Here is a 26,622-nt window from a genome sequence, read left to right as displayed (position 1 = left end):
ACGGGGCGCAGGTCAGTCGGACAATCGCATGTCCGCGACGAAACATGCGACGCTGCCGCCGTCGGTACGGCCGATCCATACCGGATAGCACCCGTCACCCCATCCGCTGCTGAACGCGATGACATTCGCGCCGGACTCCTGGTCTTCGGCGTCGGACATCCGGACGCCCGCGACCTGTGTCTGCCGAGGAGGGGCCTCGTCGTCGCGCCACAACGAGGCGATCCACTCAGTGACAGAGGCGTCCGCGAAACACGCTGTGCCACCGTCGACACCGAAGCAATAGGCTTCGCTATCACGCAGCAGCCTCGGGTCCTCACCCGGCACTACTGCGAGTTCCCATGACGCCACGCGTTCTTTCCGGATCACGAACCCGGCTGCGGCCACCCGAGGGTCCATGTTCGCTCCATGAGCCACTCGGAGCACGAATTCGTAAGAGCCCGGTGGAACCGATACCGTGTAGGGCTCGCGTTGGCCGAGAAAGTAGTCATCGGGAGCACCCGCCATGACTTGCCCGGTCGGCATCCGCAACATTCCTGCGGTATGGGACTCCACGACCGAAATTTCACTCCGAAGCATCAGTGACGCTTTCGGGCCGGTCAGGTCGAGGACTCGTGGATCCGGCTGCATGGGGCGCGGTGGAGACCACAGCGTGGCCGCCGCCTCCGTGTGGCGGCTCGGCGGTGGAAACCGCTCGACGAGGCGAACGTCGGACTTGCGTTGTGGAAGTACGGGCTTCACTCGCCAGATACCTTCAGCGCCGGATATGTGCGCCAACATGGCAAACGGATCGTCGCCCGGAGACATCCGCGCGACACCGGCCTCATCCTCGGAATCACCCGCAAAGAGAAGTTCTCGCCAATCGCCGAAGTCCGGCAGGTCACGAGTGAGTACCGGCAGAGATGCGTCCTCGCTACGCTCTCCTTGGTCGGTTCTGATCACCATCGTGTCGCCGAACCGGCCGCGCTGAAGTCGCGTAATCGTCTTCGGCACCCCTGAGCCGAATTCGGATTCGTCGGGTTCGGAGTAGTTCCACTCGAGCTGCTCCACCAGAAGAACCCGTTTGCCATCGATCCGACGGAAGTCACGTTTGAGCACCCGTCGACCTCGTTCGTCGAATCCCCAGACAGAGCAAGAATGGTGTCGCCACGAAATCTCGATGAGTGCCCTGGGATCCGAACCGGCCAGAACCACGACGGCGTACTGATCCCCGGCAGCGTCGCGCCTGGAAGCTTCAGCGGGCTGGATGGGACCTGCGATCGCTTGTGCGGCTGGGTCCCAGCCTTCGCAGTAGACCACGTCGAACTGTTCGACCAGCACTTCAAACCCCCTGAGGGACACCAGATCGCCAGGCAGTGCGGCAGCACTCTACCGCCCTGGGCGGCTCTCCTTCACAGGCACCGCCATCGGGACCACCCGCATCGCGGCGCCCGCGACAGCCGCGTTCCCGACCCGGTCCTGACCCGCGGCGAACGTCGAAGCGACGTGCGACGGCACTGTCTTCGAGCTGCCGTCCATCGCCGTCTTGGCGGCCTGGGCGTTCCCGACGACGGCCGGGACCAGCACCAGCTTCTTCTTGCCCCGATCCGAAGCCGCGGCGGTGCGGAGCTCTTGGGCGGTCACCGGAATGGCGGGCTTCGTCTGCGGGGGCATCAGTTCAGGCATCGCGCTCTCCGTTGTCGGCCAGCAATTCAGCATACCGGCCCAGCTCGGCCGGGCGGAACAAGCGCGCCTCGCGGTGGAACTGCCGCGACACGCCCCGCACCACGTGCCGCATGCCGATCGCGGAGCTGTCGCTGTCGGCGGCGGACAGCGCCGCCGAACGGGCCGCCGAGGTGATGCCTGCGCCCGTCATGTCCAGCCGGCACAACGTCTCCAGGTCCACGTCCGCAGCCAGCGGGGCCTCCGGCGGGAACGCCAGCTGCCACAGGCGCCTGCGTTCGGCGACGCCCGGCCGGGGGAAATGGACCACGAAGTGGAAACGGCGGGTGAAAGCCGGGTCGATGTTCTCCTTCAGGTTGCTCGTCAGGATGATCAACCCGTCGCTGGCCTCCAAGCGCTGCAACAGGTAGCCGACCTCCAGGTTGGCGTAGCGGTCCGTCCCCTGCTTGACCTCGCCGCGTTTGCCGAAGAGCGCGTCCGCCTCGTCGAACAGCAGAACCGCATGGCAGTCCTCCGCCTGCCGGAACACCTCCTCCATGTTCTTCTCGGTCTCCCCCACCCATTTCGACACCACCTGCGCCAGGTCGACCTTGAGCAGCTCCAGGCCCAGGATGCCGGTGACGACCTCCGCCGACATCGTCTTGCCCGTGCCCGGCTCGCCGGTGAACAGCGCCTTCACCCCACCTGCCGCCGTCTTGTGCGCGAAGCCCCAGGACTCCGCGACTCGCGGCCACGCGCGGAACGCCGACGCGATCTCCGTGAGCTGACCCATCTGCGCGTCCGGCAGCACCAGGTCGGCCAGCGTGCGGCGCGGGAGGATCGACTGCACCGCACTGCTCGTGCGACCACGGGCCACCGTCGCGATCGCGGGCTCCACGTGCTCGGTGACGGGGTGGCCGTTGCCGGACAACCGTGCGTCCGCGTCGGCGACGGCCGCGACGGCACGGAGTTCGCCACCGCTCATGCGATAGCGGGCCGCGAAGTCCTCCAGCGCCTCCGAAGGCAACACAGGGAACGCCGACGACCACATCTCCCGGCGTTCCGGGAAACCCGGGCTGGGGATGGTCAGCTCCGCGTACGTGCGAGCCGCCAGCAGGCCGTGCGGCCGCGACGGGCTCGTGCCGGTGAGGCACAACGGCACACTCGATCTCGTCAACACTTCGTCGAGCGGAGTCGTCCGGCCGTCGGTCCGGATCCAGAGGACCGCGCCGAGAGCCGCGGCGGTCCGCAGGTCGTGCGCCATGTCCGCGGTCTGGCGACGCAGTGGCCGACCGGCCGCCGCCGCCAGTGCCTGCGCGGCATCGAGCTGGCTGTCGGGCGGGCATCCCCAAAGCCCGACCACGTCCAGGTCGCCGGCACCCAGCGCCTGACCGAGCCTTCCCAGGCGCTCCGATCGCAGATACGGCGACGTCACCTGCCGGTCCGGCTGGACGACCTCACCCGGATCCTGGCCGAGGATTCCGACGTCACCGCCCCAGCCCATCAAGTACTCGAACACTCCGTCGCCGAGGGCCAGCTCCTGGGCGAGTTCCGTCGGCGCCTCGCCGTACGCTCGCAGCAGCCCGTAGCGCCGCAACGTTCCTGTGCCCCCGAGCGTCCGGCGCAGAGCGAGGCGGTCCGCCGGGGTATCTGCGACCACGGTGACGAGCAGCTCGACGCACGGCGCCCGCCGGTTCAGGTTGTCGACCACATAGGCGTAGACGCGCTCGTAGCCCGGATCGAGTTCCGGCGCGGCCACCAGGAGAAGCGCGGCCTGCTCGACCCGGGACAGGCCGTAGCGGGCGGCGAGGGCGTCCAGCGGCAACGTCACGCCGCGCGACGCGGCCAGGCGTCGGAGGTGCTGCTCCGACTCCGGGTCCCGGCCTGGCGTGGACGGTGGCTCGGTCATCGCCTCGGTGAACGCGTCGACGCGATCCAGCAACGTGTCCACCTGCTCGTCCGTCACGCAGAACGGCGTCAGGTCCGGTCGGGTCAGCAGCGCCGCGACTTCGGACTGGCGGGCGACCGCACCGCGCAGCGCCTGGTGGAGTTCCGCCATGCGCACCCGGAGGTGCTCGACCGCGAGACCGCTCACCTCAGCCACCGGAGAAGGTCAGGGTCCGGCCACCCAGCCAGACCACGTTCGGCACGTCGGCGAGCGCACCGCCCCGCCACAGATCCGTGTGACGGCGCCCCAAGGGGAGCTTCACGTGCACCACGTCGCGGGTGAACCGGACAGTGCCCTCCAGGTCGGCGAATCTCGTCAGGGTGAGGACCGGATCAGGGGGCTCACGTTCCCGCCACAGCTGCCAGGCGATCATGCCCAGGGCCAGCGACGCCGCCAGCGCCACAGTGCGCTCCAGTTCGCGAGCCGGCAGCAACGGTACGAACAGCGCCCGCACGAGGTCGTCCAGGCGGGCGGCGGGAAGTTCGGCGGCCAGCCGGGTCTCCACCCCACCCGTTGTCCACAGTGGACGCCGACCGGGCAGGCGGGTCAGAGGATCCTCCCGCAGGGGAAGGACATCCGTGATGAAGCGAACGCCCGCCGAGGCCAGGTCGCGCAGGCAGGTCGGCGGGAGCGGACTGTCGCAGACCAGGACCGGCGGCTCGCCGCACGCCGTCCAGTGCGGCATCAGGCCGTTCGCGTCAGGGGCCCACGCGATCGGGAACAGGCCCTGAGCGTCGACCAGCAGCAGGCCGTCGTCCACGCCGGTGACGAGCAGCGGGTCCGCAGGGTCGTGGCCCCGGCACAACGACAGCGCGAGTACACCGTCCAGCACCGGCAAAGCGGGACGGACCAGGCGGGCGAACCCGGTCAGGTCCGGCACGGTCTCCAGACCGGCGAACATCGCAGCCGCGGCTGTGCGCCCGAGGACCTTGTACGCCAGCGCCGCGGCGAACAGCGAGGCGTCTTCGGCCAGCCGCACTCCGGACAGCGCCGGGCCGATCGCGTCCAGATAGCCGGTTCTGGCAAGGGGTCCGGCCAGCAGAAACGGGAGCACGGGACCGGCTCTCGTCTCTTCCGACGACCTCGTCGTGGTGGTCACGCGGGTGCCTTCTGAGACGTCTTCGCCGACCGGCACCGACGACGACAGCTCTCCCTGCGGGGATTTCACCATCTCGGCGAGCTCCGCGCGCGTCGACGGCGGCTCCGGAAGCGCCGGCCTGCGAGCCAGCTCCGCCATCGTCTCGACGACCGGCCCCTCGATCGGATCCGAAGTGGGCGGGAACGCCGATTCTCCGGCCAACGCGGTCAGATACACCCACACCGTTTCGTCGGGAAGCAGCGCGAGCAACGCGACCAGTTCATCCCGCGCCGACAGCTCCTCGAACAATGTGGTCACCGACGGATCCGGGCTCTCCACCAGGTCAGAGGCGGAATAGAGCGACGACGTACCAACTGTGTCCGAAGTGGACGGTCTGGCCTCGGACTCGGTCGATGTGGACAGCGGAATCGGTTCGGGCGCCGGACCACCGCCGTCCACCACGGCCCGTTCAAGGGAGAGAACGGCCGACGACCGCCCAAGTCCCGCGAGCGCGGCGAGCCGGACCGTCAGCAGCACGGGCTCGGTGATCTCCAGGTCCGGTCCGTCGCCGGTCAGGTGCTCGTCGAACTCGGCGGCCAGCAGATCCGGCAGCGCGTCGAGTACCCGCTGGACGAGACCTCGCGGATCAGGTCCCCAGCTCCACCCGCCGCGCCGGATCACCCGCACGACGCACTGGCGCACAGTGATCTCGCCGACGGTGGGTGCGCTCAAGGCTTCTTGACCTCCTCGAGCCGGCCTGCCCAGCCCGCCACCAGCAGCAGGACGGCGTGCGCTCCCGCGGTCACCGTGACCGGCAGCGACACGTGGTCGGTTTCCTTCCGGATGGTCCCGGTCAGCGGCAGCGTCTCCTGCCCCTCGGAAACCAGCGCGAACACGGCGGTGTCCTCAGCCGGATTCTTCGGAAGCTTGACGAGCAGCCCGACAGTGTCGAAGGTAGGCGCCTCGGGCAGTACCGGCAGTTTCGCCAGCGCCGGTTTGGGTGGCTGACCCAGTACCCGCGTGACTCCGTAGGCCAGCGGCTCGACGAACACCTCCGGCTGGTCGTCGGCCTCGTGCAAGGCGAGTTCCCTGCCACGCAGGGACAAGGTCACGACCTCGCCCGTTCCGAGCGAAAGCCGCACCGGCAGTGCGTCGCCGACCAGCGCTTGCGCCGTCGGCACCGGGATGCCGATCGCCTTGGCCGCACCGACCACGTTGCCGGTGCTCGACTCGTACACCGCGAAGACGCTCATCCTCACCCTCCACCACTCGTCGCCGCGACCGTCGCCAGCACCAGGAAGTCGACCGCGCCCGACCGTTCCTTCACGGTCGTCGAACCGGCGGCGGGGTCGTAGAACCGCAGACGGCACCGGACGCGCCGCTGATCGTCCACAGTGGCTTCGGCCGGGACGGTGAGCCCTTTGGCGGACGGCGGTACCCGCGGGGTCACCGAGACGTGCAAGGACACCCGGCCGTCGGCGACCTCTTCAGGTGTCACCCCGGACGGCAACGGCAGCACCATCCCGTCGGTCGCGCTGCCGGAGGTCACCAGCACGCTGCCCGCGGAGATCTGGCCGGAGAAGCTCCCCGCGATGGTCAGGTTCCCGTTGGACTCCACCGTCAGCAACGGATCGACATCACCGGTTCCTTTGTAGAGCCCGTAAACCAGCGTCGGCGCGGTCGTTCCGGACAGCACCAGCGCGGGTTTGCCCTCGCCCGCCTCCGGCTGGGTCCGCAACGACAGTGAGCCCGATCGGGCCGACACGGTGTCCGCGCGCACCCCGAGGTATCGCGGGCCGACGCCCCGGGCGTTCGGGAACACCGCGGTGAAGTGGCCATCGGTCCATTGGACGAAGCCCAGCAGCACCAGCCACAACACGGGCGGCGCGGCCGGAGCGGCGTTCACCGCGGGCGGTTGCTGGTCGGCGACGAGCCGCTCGTCCCCCAGCCGCCGGAAGAGGATCTGATAGGACTCCTCCACGCGGGTCGGCCCGGTGGAGCCGGCGCACGACCCAAGGCCGGTCGACGGCTGCGCCCGGTCCACGGCGGTCAGGAACACCGGATACGGCTCGGTCGTCGGGCGGTCCGCGCCGTTGACGGCCTCGAAGTCCGCCTCCGACAACACGACCGGCGCCGGGACCACGATCTCCCGGCCAGTCCCGTCGATCGCCAGCCCCGGCTGCACGCTCACCTCGACGTACCGGGCGCCGGTGGTCGGGTCGGTCCGGTTCTCGGTCGTCATGGCGAGTCCGTCGGCGATACCCCAGTCGTGCGCGAGGCGCGCGTGCCGGAGAGCCGTCGCGCGGGCATACGAAACGGTCGCAGCGAGGTCGAAGGAGGCGAGCACCTGACCCTCGTGGAACTCCGGGCGCAGCGGACCGGTCACGACGACTCACCCGATCGCGGCTTGCGGGTGGAGCTGCTCCGGCTCGATGTCGACCGGGTGCGTTTCGCGGGTGGTTTCTCCTCGGTCTCCGGTTCCGGGGCGCTTTCGAGCTCCGACAGCCGGTCGGACAGGCGTTCCGGCAGCTCGTCCCGCACCTGCGAAACCTGCTCCGAGGCGGTGTCCAGCTTCCCCCGCAGCGACTCCACGGTCGCGATCAGGTCGCTGACCTGTGCGCGCAGCGCGTTCATCTCCTGCAGGCTGTCCGTCACCTCGGCGGGCACCGTGTACACCTGCTCGCGGACGGGTTTCGGCACGGTCTCCCCCGGTGCCGGGGTCACCAGGAGGTTCCACATCCGATCCAGCGGGCTCCGGCCGCCCCACTCTTCGAGCAGCCCGGGCACGTACGGGCGTGGGATCGGTCCGGACGCGGGCACGTCCGGCGGCTTGTACACCGGCGTCGGCTGACAGCACACCTGCTCGGCGAGATGGCGCAGCTGGTAGAGCTTGGGCAGCCATTCGCCGTACGCCGAGCCACCCGGAAGCACCTGCTCCCGGGTCGCCGAGCAGACGCGCACGACGTCGCAGCCGTCCAGCTCCAGATGCGCGAGGAGCACGTCGTTGTCCGCGCATTCGACGCACGGCGGGTTCAGCGTCGAGCACGCCGCGTCGGTGACGAAACGCTGCACGCACGTGGTCAGCTGTCCGGCCGCTGTCGTGAGCAACCCCAGATCCGCGACCGACAGGTGCTTGGCGGGATCCGGCTGCGGGATGGGCAGCGGCTGCGGGATGGCGACCTTGCGGACGTCGTCGTGCAGGAGGCAGTCCGCGACGCCGTGCACCCGATCGAGCCTGCCGAGCAGCCAGTCCCGGATCCGCACGAGGTCGGCCCGGAACCGCGCCTCCAGCACGTTGTCCAGCGGAGCGCTCTGGGCGACGAGGCGGACCTCGATGGGAGCGTTCGGATCCGGGGTCGCGACCCGGTTCTTCGCCTCCGCCACGACGGCCAGCGCGACCTGACGGTGCGCCGGTTCCGGCCACACTTCCTCGGGTTTGGTCCCGGCCAGCCGGTCGCAGGCCGTCCCGAGCACCTTCCTGGCGGCGTCGATCTCCTTGAGTTTGAACTTCTCCTGGAGTTCCTTCTGCCCTGCCTCGTCGTAGGTGTCGTACCGCGCGATCGCACTGGCCAGTGCCCGCACGTACTCCGTCTGCTGCCGGGCCTCAGGTGGCTTCGGAACGCCCTCGCCGCTTTCCTGCAGCAACCGGAGATTGTCGGTGTAACGGACGGCGTCCGCTTCGTCGAACTTGAGCGTCCGGGTGGAGAATCGACCGGCGACGGACATCGGGTCCAGGTAGCGCGCGAGCCGCCTGCTCAGCAGGAGGATCTGTTCGTAGGCTTCCTTGCCGCCGATCCGCGCCAGGAGCTTGGTGGCGGGGTTGTACCGGTGGTCGTCGGTGGTGTCGCATTTGACGACGAACCGGAAACCCTCCTGGACACGTGACGGCGCGCAGCCCGGCGTCGGACACGGTTCCTCGGTGGCGTACGGCGCGACCGGGTCGGCCATGATCTCCTCATACCGCACGAACAGCCCGAAATGGCGCTGGTCGTCGTCGCACGGATCACCGCAGTGGACTCCCGGCGAGGTCACCCGCAGTTCCCGCACGAGCGCGGCCACGTCGACCTTCTCCTTGCAGGACAGCACGATGTCGTTACCGCAGCAGTCGAGGGCGTGCCCGGGGCGGACGCTGACCGTCCCGCCGGGGCACGAGTCGCAAAGCACCTCCAGACCGCACACGACACCCGGGCCGAACAGTGTCCGGTTGTGCAGCCGGTCCTTCCCGGCGACGTAGTCGGTCAGCAGGGTGAGGTCGTCCTCCGTGAGCAGCTGACCCGCGAAGAACCGCGGCCGGACGAACGCGGCGGGGAAGGCGGACTCCCCGCCACAGCCGCACCCGCAATCAGACGTGCTCATGAACGCTCCTCGGTGATGAAGAACCAGCTCTCGAAGACGTCGCCGCCCGCGCCGGTGCCGGACGTCCACGGCCCGATGCCCGACGGCGGCACCAGGCAGCCGGTCGGGTCGGGCTCGGGCTTCGGGTCGTGACCGTGGTCGGTGTCCGTCTCGCTCTTCGCCTTGCCGGTGAACGGGACCCGGCCGCCGACGTTGGTGCCGTCGACCGGACGGCAGCAGCGATCGAGGATGAACGCCGCGCGGACCGTGATGTGCACGCGGTCGCTGTCCTGCAGGGTCTCGCGGGTCGTCTGCCGGTACCGGAAGCGCCGGGTGAACTCGCCGCCGGTCGGTTCCTCGAATCTGCCGCCCATGTACCAGGTGTCGGCGTTGCGGCCGGCGCCGCCTTCGATCACCTGGATCTCCACCACGCCGCGGCGCAGGCTGTCGACGCGGACGTCGTCGGAGAACTCGACGACGAGACCGCCCGTGTTCTTCTGCGTGCCGAGCAGTTCCTTGGCCTCGTCCACGGTGTAGGTGTGGCCGTGCCGCCAGTTGATGCCGGTGATCACCGTCGGCACGCGCGTGCCGAAGAAGCGGCGGACGTTCAGGTGGATCTGCTCCTGACGGACCGGGCGGGCGAAGTCGACGTCGTCGATCCTGGCCAGCCACAGGACCTTGTGCTCGCACCGGGTGCAGCACGTCTCGCAGCGGTCGTCCTTCGGCGGTGTCTTGGTGGTGACACGGACGGCGTAACTCTCCTCCGTGTAGCCGAAATCGCAGTCCGAGGTGTCCGCGCAGGCCGAGTTGAAGACGGTCCTGGTCGGCTCGACGGCGCGTTCGCAGTACTCGACGCCGACCCAGACCGTCGTGCCGCCGGTGCGTTCCTCTTCGTGCAGCGCGGCCGCCAGGTCGATGACACAGCTGCCGGGGACGAGCACCTCGTTGCCCTCGCAGTCGATGCCGAGCCCTGCGGTGATGCGGACCTTGGCCTGATGGCCTTTGTCGTCTTCGGTCTTTCCCTCTTCCGCCGGAGCGGGCTCGACGAGCAGCCCGCAGACCACGCCGTAGCCGAGCAGGCAGCGCATCCGCAGCTTCAGCTTCTCGCGGAAGTACTCCTGCTCTCGCTGGAAGTCGCGGGCGGAGAGCAGCTGGCCGTTGAAGTACCGCAGCCTGCGGAAGGGCGGTTGGCCGGTTCCTTCGTGCTCTGACGTCTCGGTCGCCGGCAGTGATGTTGCCTCGGTCATCTCTCTTCTGTCCTCTCAAGACACTCGCGTGTGGACCCCGACCGCGGACATCACGCCGACGCTCACCCCGTGGCGGGCGCCTCGCGGCCCTGGCCTCAGTACTCCGTCGTGGTTCAGGCGCACCCCGCCCAGCACGGGCGGCGGCAGCGGGACGAACGCGGTGTCCACCCCGACGGTCGAACGGCTGCCGACCACGAATCCGGATCCGGCGGCGCGCACCGACCCGCGCGTGTGCGCGGGCGCCTGCCGGACCACCAAACGCCGCAACGCGTCCTCGTCGGCCGCCACCGCGGGCAGCAGGACCCGGAACCGGTGGGCGTGCTCGGTGAGAGGGTCGGTGTCCGGATCACCGAACGCCCGCAGCGGCGCCGCGCCCAACGTCGAGGTGTCCAGCCGCAACCGCGACGACGAGCGGCCGAACAGTCGCACGGAGCCGAGGCCGCGGGCGGTCGACGGCGACGCTGTCGCGCGCACCTGAGCCCAGTGGCGGTCTCCGGCCAGTTCTTCGATCACCGGCTTGACGCCGAAGACGATCTCGATCGCCTCCGCGAGCGCGCAGGGAGTGCCGCGTCGCCGGTAGAGGCTGGGCGCCGCCCTGATCAGCTTCCGGCGCGTCTCCGCGTTCCAGCCCGCCTCGAACGCCAAACCGAGCAATCCCGCCAGCCACGGCAATGCCCCGTCCGGCACGCCCGCCGGGTCGAGCAGGGCGGGATAACGCTCGATGACCCGGTCGATCTCGGCGGTGGACGCGTCGAACAGGGTCAGGAACCGCTCGGTGAAGTCGTCCGCTGCCGGGTCCTGCCGGAATGCCGCGGGAAGCAGATCGGCGCTGGTGGACCGGGGGAAGTCGAGCCGGATCCGGTGCAGCACCGGTGTCGCCGACGAGTCACCGGAAAGCCGCACCCGAGCGGTGAGGAAGCGGCCTGGTGGCTGGTCCACGAGGAAGTCGGTGGCGCCCGCCGTCGCTGTCTGCCAGTCGCTTTCGGCGAACAGACCGTCCTCGGACACCACGATCGCGACGGACACCGCCGTCCCAGCCGGCACGTCCGCGTCCAGGCGGACCCGGTGCCAGCGGCAGCGTGAGATGCCACTGTCGATCGGCTTCGTGGTGACCTCGCCCCGCGTGACGTACTGGCCGGATTCCGGTCCTGGTGCCTCGCGCGGCCGCCCTTCCCAGTCGTAGCAGGAGGTCACCTCGCCGTCCGGTCCCTTTTCCCTTAGGCAGAAACCGTCCTCGTCCGCCGCGACGAGACCGCTCGGCCGCAGCGCCGCGGCCAGTTCGTCCACTGTGGACTCGCGGAACCGGTGACGGCCGCGGAAGATCCGCAACCGGCCGTCTTCCTCTGTCAGCAGCCAGATCGTGCGGCCGGGTCCGGTGCGGATCCCGATGATCTCGCCGCCGACGCCGGTGCGGATGACCTCGCACAGTCGCCCGTCGGGACCGTATCTCCGAAGCCGGTCGCTGCCGTCATAGGAGACGAGGATCTGCTCGTCCTGAGCGAGTGCGACGATCCTGGCGCGCGGAAGCCGGATCACCGCGGTCAGGTGGTCGCCTTCGTTGCGCCAGACGAAAACCCGGCCGGAGTCGACCACCGCGATCCGATGACCTCGCGCGGCCACGGCGGTCGGTGCGCGCAGCAGCCGGGGGTCACAGTACGGGGGCCAGAGCGGTGACCAGTCACCCGTACAGATGTCCCGTCTCAGCACCTGATCGCCGCTCAGCAGGTACCACGCGCACGGACGGCAGCCCGGCGCGAGACGCGGGTCGGGGAACCACGGCAGCAGGTCGGTCCGCGTCGGCCCCTCCGGCGAAGGGCCGGGGTGGGCCAGCCGGACGCCAGCCGGGTCGGCGAACCCGACGAGATCGGTCACGGCGGCTTCGTCCCACCCGACGACGTCGTCGAGGAGCCGGAACGTGACGTTCGTGGGAGCGCACGTCATGGGGATTCCTCCACCGGGATCAGCAGCGGCCGGTCCGGCCAGACCAGGTCGTTCGGCGGGATCGCGTGGTCGGCGCACGGCCGCAGCCGCAGTCCGCCGGCGGTGAGAGAGAGCCCGGACACCGCGAGGACGCCGTCCACGGCCAGGAGCCGTCGCACGAGCGGGGTGTGCCGTACCGCGCCGCCGAACGGCCAGCCTCCGCCGTTCTCCCCGCCCCGCAACGGGTCCAGGTAGGTGGTCACCGCGTCCTCCGCCCGCGCGAGGACGGCGGCCCGATCCTGGCCGGGGTCGAGCACCACCCGTGCCTCGACGCCGATCCGCCGGTACGCGACCGGGCCGGTCACAACGGTGATCCCGGCGGGCGTGACCTCGTGGGCGAGGTAGTCGGCCACGGCGCGCAATGTGGCCGCGGAGGGCACCGGTGGTTCCGTGGCGCCGACCTCGATCGGCGGCACCACGAGGACTCCGACGACACCGGGGATGGGCGTGCCGGGGAAGTCCGGATGCAGACCCGGCACGCCGTGCGCACGGGCGATCGAGGCGCCCGGCGCGCGGAGGGCCAGCAGACCGTAGTCGGCGGGTGCGACGGCCCGGCCGCGGGCACGCAACTCCTCCACCCCACGCCGCGTCACCTCCTCGTCCGGCTCGGCGTCCGCACCGCCGGTGGCGGGGAACGGGTTGTTCACGCCGGTCACGAACGGCCGCGCGGTGACCACACCGTTGACCGCGCCGGCCGCCACCACCCCCGCCGCGCCACCGCCGACGCGGTACCGCACGGCACGGACGTTGCGGAAGCCCGGCGGCACGGGCGCGCCGTTGACGCCGTCGCCGAAGGTGACCACACCGGTGTCGTAGTCGACGACGAACACCCGGTCCGCCGGGCCGTAGGCGGCCAGGCTCGGCACTTCCTGCCACGGCGACGCGGTCTCCTCCGTCGTCCCGAACAGGTCGATACCGGGGTCGTCGTCGACCTCGATCACGACGCTGCCCGCGAGGATCGGGACCTGGCTCAGCCGCAGCCGCCGCCGCTCGGCCGGCGTGGCGGGGTCCTGGATCGGCTCCAAGGGCTCGTCGAAGATCGTGCGTGCGGCCGTGGCCGCGACCATGTTCAGCCGCAGTCCCGAAACGAGCGGCGGAGGGACCTCGAAAAGGCCCTGCACGACCTGCAGCCGCAGCCACCGCAGTGCCGGCCCCGGCCGCGCCGTCGGCGGGCTGCCGGGCGCCCACGTCCGCGGCGGCCGCAGCTCGATCGTGCCGCTTGACCGCAACCCGGCCGTCTCGTCGCGGACGACCTCGGCTGGCCGGAACCGGCCGCCGTCCAGGACATCCCAGCGCAGCAACGGCTGGGCCGCCGACGGAGCGACCCCGCCGGCGGTCGCGGGAACCGGCGGCGCGGCCGCCACCACGAAACCCAGCGACAGCGACGGATACGGGCTCGCGATGCCGTCCAGACCCAGCCACAGCGCGTTGCCCGGCCGGGGTTCGGCCCCGAACGGAGGGAACGGGCGGCCGGGCCCGTTCGGCCCCGGCGGGATCGGTTCGAGCGCGCCGCCTCGCTGCACCGCGATCGCGGCCAGTGTCGCCGGAGTCGCGTACAGGTCGAGGTCGGTCTCATAGACGATGTCGCCGTCGGTGCCGGTCGCGGCGGCCTGGAAACCGGCGGGGACGAGGACTGACGCGCCGTCAGGCGGGTTCACGGTGAACTCGAGTAGCGCGGCCGCCGCGGTGGCGGGACGGCGACGGACGCCCGCGGTGTTCAGGTGTTCGGCGAGGATCTTTTCCGGCAGCCGGTTGACCCGGATGAGCACGGGTTCGGCCTGCGTGCCGAAGAGCCGCACCGAGGCGACACCGGCGTCCTGCCGGTCGGGGTTCGTCCAGTCCGGGGTGTAGCCGGGGATGCGGTCGCGGACCGCCTTGCGGACGGCTTCTCTCGTCGAGTCGACGAGCTCCGGCTGAACCCCGGACGGCCCCGGACCGGGGACCAGGTGCGCTTCTTCGCCCGAATCGCGCGCCCACCAGACGTCGGTCACAGCAAGCCCTCCCCCGGCTCGGCCGCGGGCACGACCTGCGTGCGGATCTCCCGCACCACAGGCAGTTCGCCCGCTCGCAGGGGTACGTCGTCGCAGGTCTCCGCCGGGTCCGCGCCGTCGACGCCGATCGCGACCGCGGCGACGTCGGCCAGGTCGCCGAGTGCCTCTTGCGCGGCCCGCAGCAACGCCGACGGCCGCAGCGCTTCGCCGAACGGCCAGCCCGTCCCGTCGTCCCCGCCGAGCAACGGATCGAGGAACCGGCGCAGCGCCTCACCGACCACAGTGGACACCTTGACCCGGTCCGCGGGCGTGCCTGCCAGGTCGACCCGCAGCCTGACCTCGCGATAGGCCGGGGCGCGCACGAAGACCTCCGCCGTCAGGAGGCGGGTCTCGCCGAGCCGTCGCGCGACGGCGTGCAGCATGCCCGGGTCCGGCACGGGCGCCGCCACGAAGTCCGGGGCCGCGAAGTCCTCGCGAGGCACGGTCGGGACGATGTGCACGGAAACGGCGCCGGGCACGCGCGCGCAGGGGAAGCCCGGGTGTTCGCCAACCGAGGCGTAGGCCCTGCCGACCGCGACGCCGGGAGTCGTCACCGCGAGGGTGACGTAGTCGTCGGGGGTGACGGCCCTGGTCACCTCGCCGAGCGCACCTGCGGCCCGGTCGCGTGCCTGGGCCACGGTCTCCGGGTCCGCGCCGCCGTCGGCCTGGACAAGGTTCGCGGCACGCACTGGGAGGGCGATGTCGACGGGCAGCCAGTTGCCGGTCAGACCGCCGTTTCCGTCGCGACCGCCGCCGATGGTGTACTCGACCTGCACGTCCGCGGTCGGACGAGGGATCCGGCCGGTGAGCCCGTCGCCGAACACGAGCGCGCCGTCGTCCCGGTCCAGCAGGAAGACCTGGTCCCGGGAGGTGCCGAAGGTGAAGTCCAGCACCGATTTCCAGTCTTCCCCGGCGAGGCGCAGCGTCGCGGCGAGCAGCCGGTCCGCGGCATCGGGCAGGACGAGCCGCTGGCCGGGCAGCTTCAGCCAGCGCTCGGCCTGATCCGCCAGGTCGGTCACCGTGCGCTTCTCGAGGTGCCGGGCGGCCGACACGTTGACCGCCAGCCCCAACAGCCGCGGCGACGACGCGTAGGTCGCGGCCGCGGTGGACACGAGCAGCCCACGGTCCACTGTGGACCATCCGGCCGGTGGTCGCAGACGCACCACCCCGGACCGCCGCAGTCCACCGGTTCCGTCCTGGACTTCCTCGAAAACGCCCGAAATCTCGGTGTCGGGCCGGAACCAGGACCAGCTCAGTTCGGCGGGCGGGCGGACATCGGCGACGGCCGACGACGACCAGGACGGTGCCACCGGCGAGTCGAGCTCGAACAACAGCGACAGCCAGTCGGACGTGGAGTACGCACCGGTGAACGGCAGGGTGAACCGCGCCGAAGCGGCGGATCCGTCGCTGCCCAGCAGCGGAACCCCGCGGCGGGCCAGCAGGTCCGCCGTCCGGTCGCGGTCGGTGAACACCGTCACCTCGCCCGACAGCGGGAAGACGACGACGTCGTCGTCGACGGTGAACCTGATGGCCGCGGCCGGATCGCGGGCGAAGACGGTCCCCGCGGGGGCCGCCGTCGGTGTTTCCTCGTCGGTGGTCAACGCGAGAACGGTCGATGCCGACTGCGCGGGCTGCGGCGGTTCCAGGTCCAGCAGGTTCAGGATCGCGACGACGAGTTCGTCCGGAGCCTGGTCCAGCCAGTAGAGCCGCTGCTCCAACAGGTACGCGAACAGCTCCAGCAGGGTGATGCCGGGATCGACGGGCGCGTGCAGAGTCCACGTTCCGTCCGACTCGGCCGGGATGCGGCGGGTGACGGCCGACATCAGATCGGCCCAGGTCAGGTCGTCGAGCTTCGGCGCCGGAACGGTCATGGCGTGGTTCCCGTCAGCCCTAGGTAGAACGGGAACACCAGGTTGGCCTTGGTGTTGGTGCGCCGGATCCGGTACTCGACCGAGATCGTGACGCGGGATTCGTCGGCCGGGTCGGTCTCGGCGAGGACGCTGGAAAGCTCCACCCGAGGTTCGAAGGTGCGCACTGCTTCGGCGATCGACCGTTCGAGGTCGCGCAGGTTCTGCGCGCTGCCGGGCGCGAACACCGACTCGCTCACCGTGGTGCCGAGGTCCGGCCGCATCACGCGTTCGCCCGTGGCGGTGAGCAGCAGCGCACGCAGGCAGTGCTCGATGCTGGTCTCGCCGACGGCGTAGGCGAGACGGCCCGCCTCGTCGGGCAGGATCGGGAACCGCCAGCCGGTGCCGAGGAAGGGTTCGGTCACGTCGCCTTCACCTTCTTCGCGAGCACGGACGGCGGCAGCGGCGTCGCGGGACCGGTGACGCCACCCGGCGCCGGATGGGTGTGCTGGATGAAGGCCTGCAGGAGCGCGTTGCCGAGCACGACGGGCTCGGTCGAACCACCGCCGAGGTCGATGCCGCTGGATTTCACGGTCACCGTCTTGGCCTCGACCGTGATCTCCCCGCTGTCCTTGAGCACCACCTTCGCGCCCGCCGAGGTGTTGATCGTGATCTCCTTCGCCTTGTCGTCGAAGAGGATCCGGTGCCCGGCCTTGGTACGGATGACCTTCTGGTCGCGTCCCTCGCTGTGCGCGGTCGGCGGCTTCTTCTTGCCGTTGTAGAGCCCGCCGAGGACGTACGGCTGCCGCATGTCGCCCTGGAAGAAGGCGACCAGCACCTCGTCGCCGACCTCGGGCACGAACAGCGAGCCGTAACCGCCACCCGCGTAGAGCTGGCTGACCCGGACCCACGGGCTGATGGACGCGCCGCCGTCCAGCCAGTAGTACTTGACCTTCACCCGGCCTTCGTCGTCCCCGTCGTTCTGGACGACCTCGGCCGGCACGACACCGTAGTAGCGCTGGTCGCTCGACATGGCGCGCGGCCTGATAGTCATCGCTTGTCCCCCTGGAAGATCCTCCGGCCGGTGAACGTGGTGAAGAAGCCGCTCGTGTTGAGCGTGTGCTCGACCCGTTTGACGAAGTAGCTGCCGGAGAACCGCTTGCCCAGACCAAAGATCTCCAGGTTGTCCCCCGGCCGCAGCTCCGGCAGCCCGGCCACCCGGCCGGTCGCGGTGATGAACTCGTACGCCCGCTCCCGCAGCAGCGCGACGGCCAGTTCCTTGGCCTCCTCCTGGCTGAGGACCGGAGCGTCCACGATCACCTCTTGACGGCCGCCCGCGGCGCTCTCCGCCGCCTCCGGTCCGCTCTGGCCCTCGGCCGTGTTCTGCCCGCCTGGCAGGTCCTTCGAGGTCGCGACGTACTCGATCGGCTGCGCCTTCACCGGATCCCAGCCGTGCACGGTGAGCTTGCTGACCTGGTTGGACACCGTCAGCGTCGGCGTGAAGTCGAGGAGGTTGGGCACCAGCCCCGGCGGCTGCCCGCTGGGACCGGTGGCGAGCCCCGGGCTGTACGCGAGGCGGAACAGCCGGATCGGACGGCTGTCGCGACCGTCGGTGGGTTTGACGAAATAGAGCGTCTGCTCACCCGTCTTCGGATCCGGCAGGATGTAGCAGTCGAAGTCGATCCGCTTCGCCCGTTCCATCAGGAACTGCGCGTCGGTCTGGTTCTTCTGCACCACGAGGTCGTGCCTCGGCCCCTCGCGGGTCGTCTTGACCGCCAGCTTGTTGCGCCGGGCGATCTGCTCGGCGATCTCCCAGTCCGTCTTCCGGACGAAGTTCTTGTCCTCTTCCTTGGTGGGCTTGCGATCCTTGAGCGCGAGCATCCCGTCCACGCACGTGATGGAGACCGTCGGCGACGCGCCGTCGGGGAACTTGGGGGCGAGCGAGCTGATCGTCCCCGTGCCGACGGTCAGCAGCTTGTCCGCGTAGCCGAGCCGGACGGAGACCCGCGTGCCGATCTTCAGCTTGTCCGAGTCACTGTGCTTGAACTTGAGCGTGACGTCGTCCCAGTTGTTCAGCTCCAGATCGAAGCCGGACATCTCGTCGATGTCCCGGTGCACCTTGATGTCGAGGATGTCGTTCTTGGTCGTCGGATCGGCCTGGAGACCCTCGACGACCACCTCGAACTCGGGGGCGTAGCCGTCCGGGTCGGCGATCTCGGGCTTCGTGCCCGCGGGCGCTGTCATCGCACACTCCCTCTCACGGCAGCCGGGGCACGGTCAGCACCAGCCCCGGCCGCAGGTCGCGGGGATCGGCGATCCCGTTGGCACGAGCCAGTTCCCGCCACGCGTCCGGACGCCGGTACACGGCAGAAGAGATGCGGTCCCACGTGTCGCCTCGACGCACCACGTAGCTCTTCTCCACCGTCGGCGAAGAACGCGGCGGATCCACCGCCTGGTCCTTCGCCAGGCGGTACTCCTTCAGCGTGAGGTCCAGCTGCGCCCGCAACGGCACACCGTTCTTGGCGAAGAGCACGTAGTTCACGTCCAGCTTCTCCAGCACGCCCTTGAACACGGGCCCGTTCCAGTGGAACCGGACGATCGGCGGCGCGTGCTCGGTCGTGTCGACGCGCATGAGGTCGCGGATGGCGTCCACATAGGACGTCCGGACGTCGTTCAGCGTGTCCGACGTGTCGACCAGCGCCTGGAGCGAGAGCGTTTCGGAGCCGCCGCGGATGAACTGGATCGGGGGCGTCTCCAACCCGGGGATGGTGATCTCGGCGAAGGTGTTGCTCTTGCTCAGCTTGTACTCGGTCGGGTTGAACCGCAGCGGGATCACCTGCGGGCTCCGGTTGGGCGGGCGGTCGATCTCCAGGTGCGCCTCGGCGCCCTGGCTCACCGCCGAGAACGGCGTGACACTCACCGGTGGCCTCCCGAGTCCCCGAGCTTGCGGTCGTCGCCGCTGCGCTCGGCCCTGGCGCACTCCTCTTCGTACAGCCGTGCCCACGCCTGGATGTGCTTGTTGAACAGGATCGTGAACAGGCCCTTGTCGTCGCCTTCCACCTGGAACCGCACTTCGAGGTTGTGGATGATCAGGTTCTTGGGCACGCTCGTGTCTCCTAGAGGACGGCCGTCAGGCGTTCGTGGGCGATTTCCAAGGACTCGATGGCGACCGCGTTCTGTTCGGCGTGCAGATCCGGACCGCTCCACTTGGCGGCCAGCCCGCCGTGGAAGATCCAGGACTTCGCGGGCAGCCCGGCCTCGTCGAGCATGATCAGCGCGCCGTCCCGGCGGGCGCCAAGCGAGTCGTGCAGGCCTGTCTCGTACCAGGACCACAGCAGCCGGTCGCGGACCACGCCGCGTTTGAGGGTGATCGGGTTCCACGAATGCCGCAGCGGAAGCCGGTGCACCGAGTCGTTGCGGCCGCCCTCCGGGTAGTTCACCACCTCCAGCTGCGCCCCCAGCCCGGTCACCTCCTGGAAGGCACCCGACGCCACCACCTGCAACAGCAGTGCCTGCGCGGGCGGCAGGTACACGTCCGCCGGGGACAGCGTCACGAGGAAGCGGAACTTCGGCAGCGGCTCGTTCAGCGCGAGCAACTGGTCGGCCGGTGTGGTCACCGCTCGATCACCTCCAGGCCGCGGTCCTGGCCGAGCACGAGCCGCAGCGCGATGAACTCCATGGGAACGGCGGGCGCGACCTCGATCTCGCAGACGACCTGGCCGGGGTCCTGCTCCGGCGGGTTCGTGGTCTCGTCGCACACGACGCGGAAGGCGTCTTCCGGCCGGGTGCCGGCGAGCGCGCCGGTCTGAAACGCCTCCAGCAGCACCGACGTGATCGCGCGGACGAGCGACAGCCGAAGCTCCGGCGAGTTCACCTCGAACACCAGCGGCGCGGCGGCCCGGCGGATCGCCCGCACCAGCAGATGAAGCAATCGGCGATGGGCGACGTACCGGCGACGCGGGTCGCCGGACAGCGTCCGCCCGCCCCACACCACGAGACCGCGGCCGCGCAGGCAGCGCACCAGGTCGACGTTCGCTTCGAACAGCCGGACCTGCTGTGCCTCCGGGTACTCGACCTCCAGGTCGACGGCGTCCAGCAGCGTGGCGTTCGCCGGGGTGTACGCGGCGCCCCGCTCGGCGTCGAGCCTGGCGACCAACCCCGCGACGTGCCCCGAAGCCGGGACGGTCCGCAGACCGGTGCCCGCGAGTTCCGGTGCGCGAAGCGGCGGGTGGTACGCCGCCACGGCGGCGAGCAAGGCTTCGTCGCCGAGGCTCGCCAGCGCTTCCACCCATCCGGCGACCTGGTCCACTGTGGACAGATCGGGCGGCACGTCCAGCAGCACCAGCCGGTCCAGCAGTGGCGCCACGACACCCAGCAGGCCCAGCACCAGTTCCCGGTGGTCGTCGGCGCGCAGGTCTGAACCGACGTCCGGCAGCGCCACCAGTGCCGGTTCCGGCAGCTCGGCCTGCGCCGCCACCGCGGACTCGTATTCGGCCCGCCCCGGCGGGCTGTCCGTGCCGCCGGCGAGCGTCAGCTCCCACGACATCGAGATCGGCGCGCCCGGCGGGATCGGATCCGCCGCGCCCACCGATACCACCCGCACGAGACGGGACGCGGTGAGCCGGTCCGCGACCTCACGGGGAGCCATACCGGCGAAGGTCTCCGGCGGCTCCCCCGGCACGCGCACGCGCACGGAGACCGTGGGCGGGCCCGCGACGCTGCTCTTCCGGTACTGCACGGAGACCCGGCCGCCGTTCGCCCACGCGCCGGGACTCGCCGCCACCACGCGGAAACCGTCCGTCCACGGTGCACTCGCGGTCGCAGAGGGCCCGGCCACCCGCAGCACCCACGCCGTGCGGCCCTGGTTCTCGAAGAACCCGCGCAGCGCGTACGTCGTCGCCGACGCGCCGTCCGGCGGGCCGAACGTGCCCACGACGTCGTTCCAGCTCTCGACGCGGACGGGTTCGCCGACCGGGCCGCGCCGGGTACGGCCGAGGAACACGGCCACGTCCGTGCGCAGCGGCTCGTCGTCGGCGACCGCTCGCTCGAAGGTCAGGGAAACGCCGGGAAGGGTCATCGGTGCCCGCTCATGCGTCGATCAAGAGGCTCTCGACGGCCAGAACGAGCGTCTCCATGGCGATCTCGTTCTTGGTCGCGTTGAACGACGGTCCGGTGTACTTCGTCGGCCAGGCCCGGTCGAAGTTCCAGCGCATGACCTCCTGGCGGTTCTCGTCGAGCATGATGATCGAGCCCGACGTGCGCCGCACCCGGCCGTCGAGCGACTCCTTCACCCAGTTCCAGAAGCCGACGTGGCCGGTGACCCCGCGCTTCAACGTCAGCGCGCTCGGGAACTTCTTGAGCCCCACGAGCTTGCGGACCGTGATGTCCTCGCTGCCGGTGCGGTACTCGATCGGCGGCAACTCGACGTCCAGCCCGCTGACTTCGGTGAACGACCCGCTCACCGCGACGCCGTCGTCGCTGACGTTGGTCACGATGACCAGGAAGTTATACGCGGCATACGGGTCGTCCCGCGTCACTGGTGGCATTTCCTCTGCCTTTCAACTAGACGAGCTGGGGCTCGCGGGTCTTCTGCTGGATCCGGAAGATCACGAACTCCGCCGGGAACACGGGCGCCACCCCGATCACGCAGATGAGCCTGCCGTTGGCGATGTCGTCGTCGGTCATCGTGGAGCGGTCGCACCGCACGAAGAACGCCTCGTCCGCGGTGGCGCCGAAGAGCGCCCCGCTCCGCCAGACGGTGGTGAGGAAGTTCGTGACGGTCTGCCGCACCAGCGCCCACAGCGCCTCGTCGTTCGGTTCGAACACGACCCACTGCGTGCCCTCGTCGATCGATTCCTCCAGGAACAGGAAGAGGCGTCGCACGTTGATGTACTTCCACGAACTGTCCGACGACAGCGTGCGCGCGCCCCACACCCGCTGGCCCAGATTCGGGAAGAACCGCAGCGCGTTGATCCCCTTGGGGTTCAACAGGTCCTGCTGCCGTTTGACGACGTCCTGCGCGATCCCGCCGGGCGTCCGGATACCGCGGATCACCGCGTTGGCGGGCGCCTTGTGGACGCCCCGTTCGGTGTCGGTGCGGGCGTAGATCCCGGCCATGTGTCCGGACGGGGGCGCTTCGACGAACTGGTTGGTCGAAGGGTCGTTGACGACCAGCCACGGGTAGTACAGGGCGGCGTACTTGGTGTCGAACGGCTCGCGGAACGTCTGGATGCCCTCGATGTCGAGGCCGTCCTTCGGGTCGAGGACGGCGAACCGGTCCTTGAGCTGCTCGCAATGCGTGATCAGCGCCGACTCGACGGTGCCCGACCACACGCCGGGCACGGCGCAGATCGAGACCTCGTCGATGTCCTCCAGCGCGACGATCCCGGTGCGCTTGCCGCTGCCGCCGTCCGTGCCGACGAAGTCCCCGACCGTGAGTCCGCCGTACGCGTCGTCGCCGTCGTCGGCCAAGGGCAGCCAGGAACCCTTTCCGGGCGTGGGGAACTTGGCGGGATCGGTGCTGAGCCCGGCCAACGTGGTCGCGAGGACCAGCTGTGACCGGCTCGCCAAGGTGCCCACCAAGGTCCCGGGCCCGTCGCCGGTCAGGCGCAGGTTGCGGAACGTCTCGGTGACCGAACCGCCGCCGGGGTCGGCGAATCGCGTGTCCACAGTGGACTCGATCAGCTGGACCCTCGCCGTCTCGAAGAGCAGGTCCGGCGTGTTCGCGTCGAAGGTGACGACGTCGTCGGCCCCGATGGTCACGACGTGCAGCGGAGTCAGCTTGTCACCTGTGTCGAGCTGGGTGGCCGCGCCGGCGTACAGCCTGCTGGAGCCGCTGATCCGCAGTTCGCGGCCGGCGCCGGCGTTGGCCCGGCGGACCCGGCGGACGGTGAGACCGGTCTTCCACGGCGCGTGCGTGGTGCCCGCCGGGAAGGTGAGCGTCACGCGGCCGTTGGCGGGCTGGGCGACGGTGACCTTGAAACGCCGCTCGTTGATCAGGACCCACACGTCGTCCGGCAAGGGATCCGGGTCGAGCCCGGACACCTCGTTCACCTCGATCGACACGGCGTCCTTGGCGGCGTCGGCGGCGAGCGCGGTGACGAACAGCGGGCCCTCGTTCGGGTCGGGCAGGACCGGGAGCGAGGCGCTGACCGACGGCGAGATCCGGACCTGGACGCCCTTGCCCCAAGAACCGGGACTCGACGCGGAGAAGCGCAGGCTCGGCGTGGCGTCCCGGGCACCCTTCTGGACGTAGTCCCCGCGCGCCGTCTTCACCTCGGCTTGCAGACCGGTGTTGAGCGCGACCCGCCCGGTGGTGACGTCGTACGCGGTGATCTTGGCGGGGCCGATCGGGACGTTGTCGCTGCCACGGAAGACGGTGATGTCGTCCGTACCGGTGAACCCGACCAGGTGTCCGAGCTGAAGCGTGGTGGACCCGGCCGCGGCGTCCTGGGTGATCGGGCTGACCAGCCCCGAGCCGACCGTGCCGGACGCGGCCTGCGCGGTGCGGCTGAAGACCCGCTTGACGTAGAGGCGCTGGCCGCCGTTGTCGAAGAAGCCTTTGACCGCCAGCGGGAACAGCCACCAACGGCCCCCTTCGGTCGGGTTCTCGGCCCAGGCGTTCCGGATCGTCGGGGGTGGCTCGGGCAGGAAGCCGCCGAAAGTGGTCTGGAATTCGAGGAAGTTCGTGACCAGCTTCGGTTTCCCGGTGGTCGGGCCGCGCTGGGTCACCCCGACCATGCCCGCCGTGCTGGTGCTCACCCCCGCGATCGGCCGCGGCCCCGCGTCGACCTCCTCGACGTAGACGCCGGGGCTCAGGTACTCGGGCATGGCTTGGCTCCTTCTCTACTGCTCGACGATCTCGATGACGTGCCGTCGGTCGCGTCCGGAGGGCAGCCGGACGTCCAGCACCCCGGTCCGCCCCGGCCGCTCGGTGGCCTTGAGGTGGAAGATCTGCTCCGGAGGCGGTCCCGCGACCGGCTCGCCTTCCCACCGCAGGGCGAGCCGGAACGAGCCCGTCGTGTCGGTCAGGGTCCGCTCCAGCCACGGCGTCCGGTCCCTGCTCGTGAGGCCTCTCGCCTCCACCAGCGCGTTCGCCACCGGCACCCGGGTGACCTTGTCGACGACGACGCCGTACACCGTGCGGGTGCCCGGCCCGTACGGGAACGCGACACTCGGCAACAACCGGACCAGCCGCGGTTCGCTCCGGACCGCGGGCGGGGTGACGTCGTCGTACGGGTACGCGGTGAAGCCGATCCCGACCACGGCGGCGTCGAAGTTCTCCCCGTCCGCCGGGTACAGCGGCGCGAGCCCGATGCCGGAGAACCGGACGCGGAACCGCTCCGGCCTGGCGCCCGGCCCCCGTCGGCGGCCCAGCTGCGGGTACGCGATCGCGGCGCTCGGGGTCCGGATCGACGGCGTGTCCTGGACCACCCAGACGTTCTCGACCGGGTCGAAGCGGTCCAGTTCGGTGACGACGTCGGCCGACCGCATGCGCTGGGCGAACTCGTCGAACGGCACGAACCAGGCCGGGCTGAACAGGACGGAGGTCTCGACGGGGCGGAAGCGGGTCATGGCACCGGCGTCCCCGTGAGTGTCCGGCTCTGCACGAGCCGAAGCTCCGCAACGTCGAGGGAGTCGAGGTTGACGACCCGGACCTCGTAGTTGAGGGACAGCCGGTACGGCTTCTGGATCGCGTACCAGATCCACGACTTCTGATCGAGGGTCAGCGGCGTCAAGGTGAACTGCAACGCTTCCGTGGTGCCCGCCATGCTGCCCGACAGTTCCTCGCCGGTCCAGATCGCGTCGTCGTAGAAGACTTGGAGGGCTCGTCCGATCATCTGATGCTGGGTTTCCTGGCTGCCGCCCCACGGGGTGATCAGGTAGCGCAGCAGGAGCGCCATCGGCGGTTTGCGGCTCGTGGGCGCGGCCGGTGGCAGCGACCGGACCGGCGGCCGGTTGCGCGAAGTCGGGTCCTCCGCGATCTCGTACAGGAAGACCGTGAGCGTCGCCGTGGTCGGCCGGTTCTCGAGGTCGCTCAGTATCGCGGTCGGCGGATCGGTCGGGTCCAGGCCGCGCAACGCCTCGGTGAGCCGGTCCACGATGATCGTCGAAACGTCGGCGATGACACCGAAATCGCCCATGCCGGTCCTCCCCTGGCGCATCCATGACGTGCCAGGGCGCAGCATCGCAGGGGTGCCGTGGCAGGTCCGCGATCCGCGCGTCGCGCCTGCGTCACCACGGCGTCGCCTCCGCGGCTGTTGACGTGCCCGCACACGCGGCGTCTACGCGGTGGTGACGTGCCTGCGCGCATCCTGCTCCGGTGAAGCCACCCGAGGAACGTTCCGCCAGCATGGTTCTCCGAGCGTGGCTGGAAGGCGGGAAGCCCCAAGCGCTGCGGGTCCGCGTCATCTTCACCGTCGGCACGAACGACGCCAGATCGCTCGTGGTCTCGTCACCGGAAGCGGTGCACGCGGCGGTGCAGACCTGGCTGGAAGAGCTCGGAACAGGCACGATGACGTTCTCGTGACGCCCCGTTGACGCCGCGGTCCGATAATTTCCCGGTAACGTTCCGCGTTGCGGACGCGAATTGTCCCAACAGCGGGAACGATCGGATCGGCGCCGGGCAGAGGTTGGGGAACCGATGCGCACAGAAGCAGAACAGATCGTGACATTGCGCCTGCTCAAGGGTTTCGCGCTGCTCGTCGGGGACGACCGGGTGGCGCTGTCGTCCAGCGCGCAGCGATTACTCGCCTTCCTCGCGTTGCAGGATCGGCCTCAGCCGCGAACCTTCGTGGCGCGCACGCTGTGGCCGGAGGCGCCGACGACACGCGCCAACGCGAACCTGCGCTCGTCGCTCTGGCGCGCGTCGCGCACCGGGCACCACGTCATCGACGCGTCGGTCCACGAAATGGCGTTGGTGGACAACATAACCGTCGACATTCACGACGCGGTCACCCACGCGCACCGCCTCCTCGACGAGTCCTGCCGGTGCGACGACATCCTGAACCGGCAGACCCGCGACGACCTCTCAGCGGACCTTTTGCCCGAGTGGTCGGACAACGAGTGGGTGCTCATCGAGCAGGAGCAGTACCACCAACTGCGGCTGTATGCGCTGGAAGCCATGGCGAAGCGGCTCACCACCGCGGGCCGGTACGGTGAGGCCGTCGCCGCCGGACTGGCCGCCGTCCATGCCGAGCCGTTGCGGGAAAGCGCGCATCAGGCGCTCATCGACGCGCACCTCGCCGCCGGCAACCGCGCGGCGGCGCAGCACCAGTACTTGCAGTGCCGTCGAACCTTGCTGGAGGAACTGGGTCTCGAACCTTCCGAGGCCCTCCGCCACCTTCTGCCTTACATGACTTCGCGCTAGCCCGCCTGCCCCTCCCGGGAGGCTTCGGAGGTTGCGAAAGCCACTTTCGCAACGTTGAAGGTTGCGAAAGTGGCTTTCGCAACGCTGGGCGCCGCCGGAAAGCACACGACACACGTCCGGCCTCTCCGCTGTGCGTAAAGGCCCTCGGCG

Annotated in this window: 24 protein-coding genes; 2 read left to right on the top strand and 22 right to left on the bottom strand. The window is 70.1% G+C overall.

Annotated elements, in window-relative coordinates; genetic code table 11:
* Window positions 1-12: 12 nt before the first annotated feature.
* From B0293_RS31015 to B0293_RS30910, 22 genes are read right to left on the bottom strand one after another with little or no spacing between them, the layout of a single operon-like run.
* Complete coding sequence (locus B0293_RS31015) at window positions 13-1,317, bottom strand: DUF4241 domain-containing protein (RefSeq protein WP_143254676.1); 1,305 nt, start codon at window positions 1,315-1,317, stop codon at window positions 13-15.
* Between the two features lie 48 nt (window positions 1,318-1,365).
* Window positions 1,366-1,662: a hypothetical protein gene (locus B0293_RS31010; protein WP_005160055.1), complete on the bottom strand. Its 297-nt coding sequence runs from the start codon at window positions 1,660-1,662 to the stop codon at window positions 1,366-1,368.
* Complete coding sequence (locus B0293_RS31005; protein WP_209437303.1) at window positions 1,655-3,742, bottom strand: ATP-binding protein; 2,088 nt, start codon at window positions 3,740-3,742, stop codon at window positions 1,655-1,657. Before B0293_RS31005 ends, B0293_RS31010 begins: the two co-directional genes overlap by 8 nt.
* Window positions 3,735-5,396: a hypothetical protein gene (locus tag B0293_RS31000; protein WP_005160050.1), complete on the bottom strand. Its 1,662-nt coding sequence runs from the start codon at window positions 5,394-5,396 to the stop codon at window positions 3,735-3,737. The genes B0293_RS31005 and B0293_RS31000 overlap by 8 nt, the downstream gene beginning before the upstream one ends.
* Window positions 5,393-5,917, bottom strand: coding sequence for a hypothetical protein (locus B0293_RS30995; RefSeq protein ID WP_005160047.1), 525 nt, complete (start codon window positions 5,915-5,917; stop codon window positions 5,393-5,395). Before B0293_RS30995 ends, B0293_RS31000 begins: the two co-directional genes overlap by 4 nt.
* 2 nt (window positions 5,918-5,919) lie before the next feature.
* Complete coding sequence (locus B0293_RS30990) at window positions 5,920-7,050, bottom strand: hypothetical protein (protein ID WP_005160044.1); 1,131 nt, start codon at window positions 7,048-7,050, stop codon at window positions 5,920-5,922.
* Window positions 7,047-9,020, bottom strand: coding sequence for a coiled-coil domain-containing protein (locus B0293_RS30985; RefSeq protein WP_005160042.1), 1,974 nt, complete (start codon window positions 9,018-9,020; stop codon window positions 7,047-7,049). The genes B0293_RS30990 and B0293_RS30985 overlap by 4 nt, the downstream gene beginning before the upstream one ends.
* Entirely contained in the window at window positions 9,017-10,246 is a 1,230-nt protein-coding gene (locus B0293_RS30980; protein WP_005160039.1) for a hypothetical protein, read from the bottom strand. The genes B0293_RS30985 and B0293_RS30980 overlap by 4 nt, the downstream gene beginning before the upstream one ends.
* A 15-nt stretch (window positions 10,247-10,261) precedes the next feature.
* Window positions 10,262-12,187 (bottom strand): phage tail protein, encoded by a 1,926-nt coding sequence (locus B0293_RS30975; RefSeq protein WP_005160034.1) that lies wholly within the window; start codon window positions 12,185-12,187, stop codon window positions 10,262-10,264.
* The gene (locus B0293_RS30970; protein WP_005160032.1) at window positions 12,184-14,217 is read right to left on the bottom strand and encodes a putative baseplate assembly protein; all 2,034 of its coding nucleotides are present in this window, start codon (window positions 14,215-14,217) and stop codon (window positions 12,184-12,186) included. Before B0293_RS30970 ends, B0293_RS30975 begins: the two co-directional genes overlap by 4 nt.
* Window positions 14,214-16,127 carry a baseplate J/gp47 family protein gene (locus B0293_RS30965; protein WP_005160028.1) on the bottom strand — a complete coding sequence of 638 codons (1,914 nt, stop codon included), beginning with the start codon at window positions 16,125-16,127 and terminating at the stop codon, window positions 14,214-14,216. Before B0293_RS30965 ends, B0293_RS30970 begins: the two co-directional genes overlap by 4 nt.
* Window positions 16,124-16,528, bottom strand: coding sequence for a GPW/gp25 family protein (locus B0293_RS30960; RefSeq protein WP_005160026.1), 405 nt, complete (start codon window positions 16,526-16,528; stop codon window positions 16,124-16,126). Before B0293_RS30960 ends, B0293_RS30965 begins: the two co-directional genes overlap by 4 nt.
* On the bottom strand, window positions 16,525-17,157 hold the full coding sequence (locus B0293_RS30955) for a phage baseplate assembly protein V (protein ID WP_039918757.1): 633 nt from the start codon (window positions 17,155-17,157) through the stop codon (window positions 16,525-16,527). Before B0293_RS30955 ends, B0293_RS30960 begins: the two co-directional genes overlap by 4 nt.
* Entirely contained in the window at window positions 17,154-18,347 is a 1,194-nt protein-coding gene (locus B0293_RS30950; RefSeq protein WP_005160023.1) for a phage late control D family protein, read from the bottom strand. The genes B0293_RS30955 and B0293_RS30950 overlap by 4 nt, the downstream gene beginning before the upstream one ends.
* 13 nt (window positions 18,348-18,360) lie before the next feature.
* A complete protein-coding gene (locus B0293_RS30945; protein WP_005160021.1) occupies window positions 18,361-19,023 on the bottom strand; it encodes a CIS tube protein in 663 nt (220 codons plus the stop codon).
* Window positions 19,020-19,208 (bottom strand): putative phage tail protein, encoded by a 189-nt coding sequence (locus B0293_RS30940; protein WP_005160019.1) that lies wholly within the window; start codon window positions 19,206-19,208, stop codon window positions 19,020-19,022. The genes B0293_RS30945 and B0293_RS30940 overlap by 4 nt, the downstream gene beginning before the upstream one ends.
* Window positions 19,209-19,219: 11 nt before the next feature.
* Window positions 19,220-19,720 carry a phage tail protein gene (locus B0293_RS30935; protein ID WP_005160017.1) on the bottom strand — a complete coding sequence of 167 codons (501 nt, stop codon included), beginning with the start codon at window positions 19,718-19,720 and terminating at the stop codon, window positions 19,220-19,222.
* Entirely contained in the window at window positions 19,717-21,180 is a 1,464-nt protein-coding gene (locus tag B0293_RS30930) for a phage tail sheath subtilisin-like domain-containing protein (protein WP_005160015.1), read from the bottom strand. The genes B0293_RS30935 and B0293_RS30930 overlap by 4 nt, the downstream gene beginning before the upstream one ends.
* A 10-nt stretch (window positions 21,181-21,190) precedes the next feature.
* Window positions 21,191-21,649, bottom strand: coding sequence for a phage tail protein (locus B0293_RS30925; RefSeq protein ID WP_039918755.1), 459 nt, complete (start codon window positions 21,647-21,649; stop codon window positions 21,191-21,193).
* Between the two features lie 16 nt (window positions 21,650-21,665).
* Window positions 21,666-23,933, bottom strand: a complete 2,268-nt coding sequence (locus tag B0293_RS30920; protein WP_005160006.1) for a phage tail sheath family protein — start codon at window positions 23,931-23,933, stop codon at window positions 21,666-21,668.
* 15 nt (window positions 23,934-23,948) lie between these two features.
* Window positions 23,949-24,677 carry a hypothetical protein gene (locus tag B0293_RS30915; protein WP_005160004.1) on the bottom strand — a complete coding sequence of 243 codons (729 nt, stop codon included), beginning with the start codon at window positions 24,675-24,677 and terminating at the stop codon, window positions 23,949-23,951.
* Window positions 24,674-25,246, bottom strand: a complete 573-nt coding sequence (locus tag B0293_RS30910; protein WP_005160002.1) for a DUF4255 domain-containing protein — start codon at window positions 25,244-25,246, stop codon at window positions 24,674-24,676. The genes B0293_RS30915 and B0293_RS30910 overlap by 4 nt, the downstream gene beginning before the upstream one ends.
* A 209-nt stretch (window positions 25,247-25,455) precedes the next feature.
* Here B0293_RS30910 and B0293_RS43595 point away from each other — a divergent pair, with 209 nt between their 5' ends.
* Entirely contained in the window at window positions 25,456-25,632 is a 177-nt protein-coding gene (locus B0293_RS43595) for a hypothetical protein (RefSeq protein WP_005160001.1), read from the top strand.
* Between the two features lie 114 nt (window positions 25,633-25,746).
* Window positions 25,747-26,472 (top strand): AfsR/SARP family transcriptional regulator, encoded by a 726-nt coding sequence (locus B0293_RS30905; RefSeq protein ID WP_005159998.1) that lies wholly within the window; start codon window positions 25,747-25,749, stop codon window positions 26,470-26,472.
* Window positions 26,473-26,622: the final 150 nt, after the last annotated feature.

The sequence above is a fragment of the Amycolatopsis azurea DSM 43854 genome (assembly GCF_001995215.1).
GTDB lineage: Bacteria > Actinomycetota > Actinomycetes > Mycobacteriales > Pseudonocardiaceae > Amycolatopsis > Amycolatopsis azurea.
The sequence above is the reverse complement of the archived record's forward strand: the minus strand, read 5'-3'. Positions and strand labels throughout refer to the sequence as shown.

Coding starts and splice junctions, on each gene's coding strand:
- B0293_RS30925 (WP_039918755.1), bottom strand. CDS start 21,649: ATGCCACCAGTGACGCGGGACGACCCGTATGCCGCGTATAACTTCCTG.
- B0293_RS30950 (WP_005160023.1), bottom strand. CDS start 18,347: ATGACAGCGCCCGCGGGCACGAAGCCCGAGATCGCCGACCCGGACGGC.
- B0293_RS31010 (WP_005160055.1), bottom strand. CDS start 1,662: ATGCCTGAACTGATGCCCCCGCAGACGAAGCCCGCCATTCCGGTGACC.
- B0293_RS30985 (WP_005160042.1), bottom strand. CDS start 9,020: ATGAGCACGTCTGATTGCGGGTGCGGCTGTGGCGGGGAGTCCGCCTTC.
- B0293_RS30965 (WP_005160028.1), bottom strand. CDS start 16,127: ATGACCGTTCCGGCGCCGAAGCTCGACGACCTGACCTGGGCCGATCTG.
- B0293_RS30955 (WP_039918757.1), bottom strand. CDS start 17,157: ATGACTATCAGGCCGCGCGCCATGTCGAGCGACCAGCGCTACTACGGT.
- B0293_RS30980 (WP_005160039.1), bottom strand. CDS start 10,246: ATGACCGAGGCAACATCACTGCCGGCGACCGAGACGTCAGAGCACGAA.
- B0293_RS30920 (WP_005160006.1), bottom strand. CDS start 23,933: ATGCCCGAGTACCTGAGCCCCGGCGTCTACGTCGAGGAGGTCGACGCG.
- B0293_RS43595 (WP_005160001.1), top strand. CDS start 25,456: ATGGTTCTCCGAGCGTGGCTGGAAGGCGGGAAGCCCCAAGCGCTGCGG.
- B0293_RS30910 (WP_005160002.1), bottom strand. CDS start 25,246: ATGGGCGATTTCGGTGTCATCGCCGACGTTTCGACGATCATCGTGGAC.
- B0293_RS30930 (WP_005160015.1), bottom strand. CDS start 21,180: ATGACCCTTCCCGGCGTTTCCCTGACCTTCGAGCGAGCGGTCGCCGAC.
- B0293_RS30915 (WP_005160004.1), bottom strand. CDS start 24,677: ATGACCCGCTTCCGCCCCGTCGAGACCTCCGTCCTGTTCAGCCCGGCC.
- B0293_RS30905 (WP_005159998.1), top strand. CDS start 25,747: ATGCGCACAGAAGCAGAACAGATCGTGACATTGCGCCTGCTCAAGGGT.
- B0293_RS30975 (WP_005160034.1), bottom strand. CDS start 12,187: ATGACGTGCGCTCCCACGAACGTCACGTTCCGGCTCCTCGACGACGTC.
- B0293_RS30995 (WP_005160047.1), bottom strand. CDS start 5,917: ATGAGCGTCTTCGCGGTGTACGAGTCGAGCACCGGCAACGTGGTCGGT.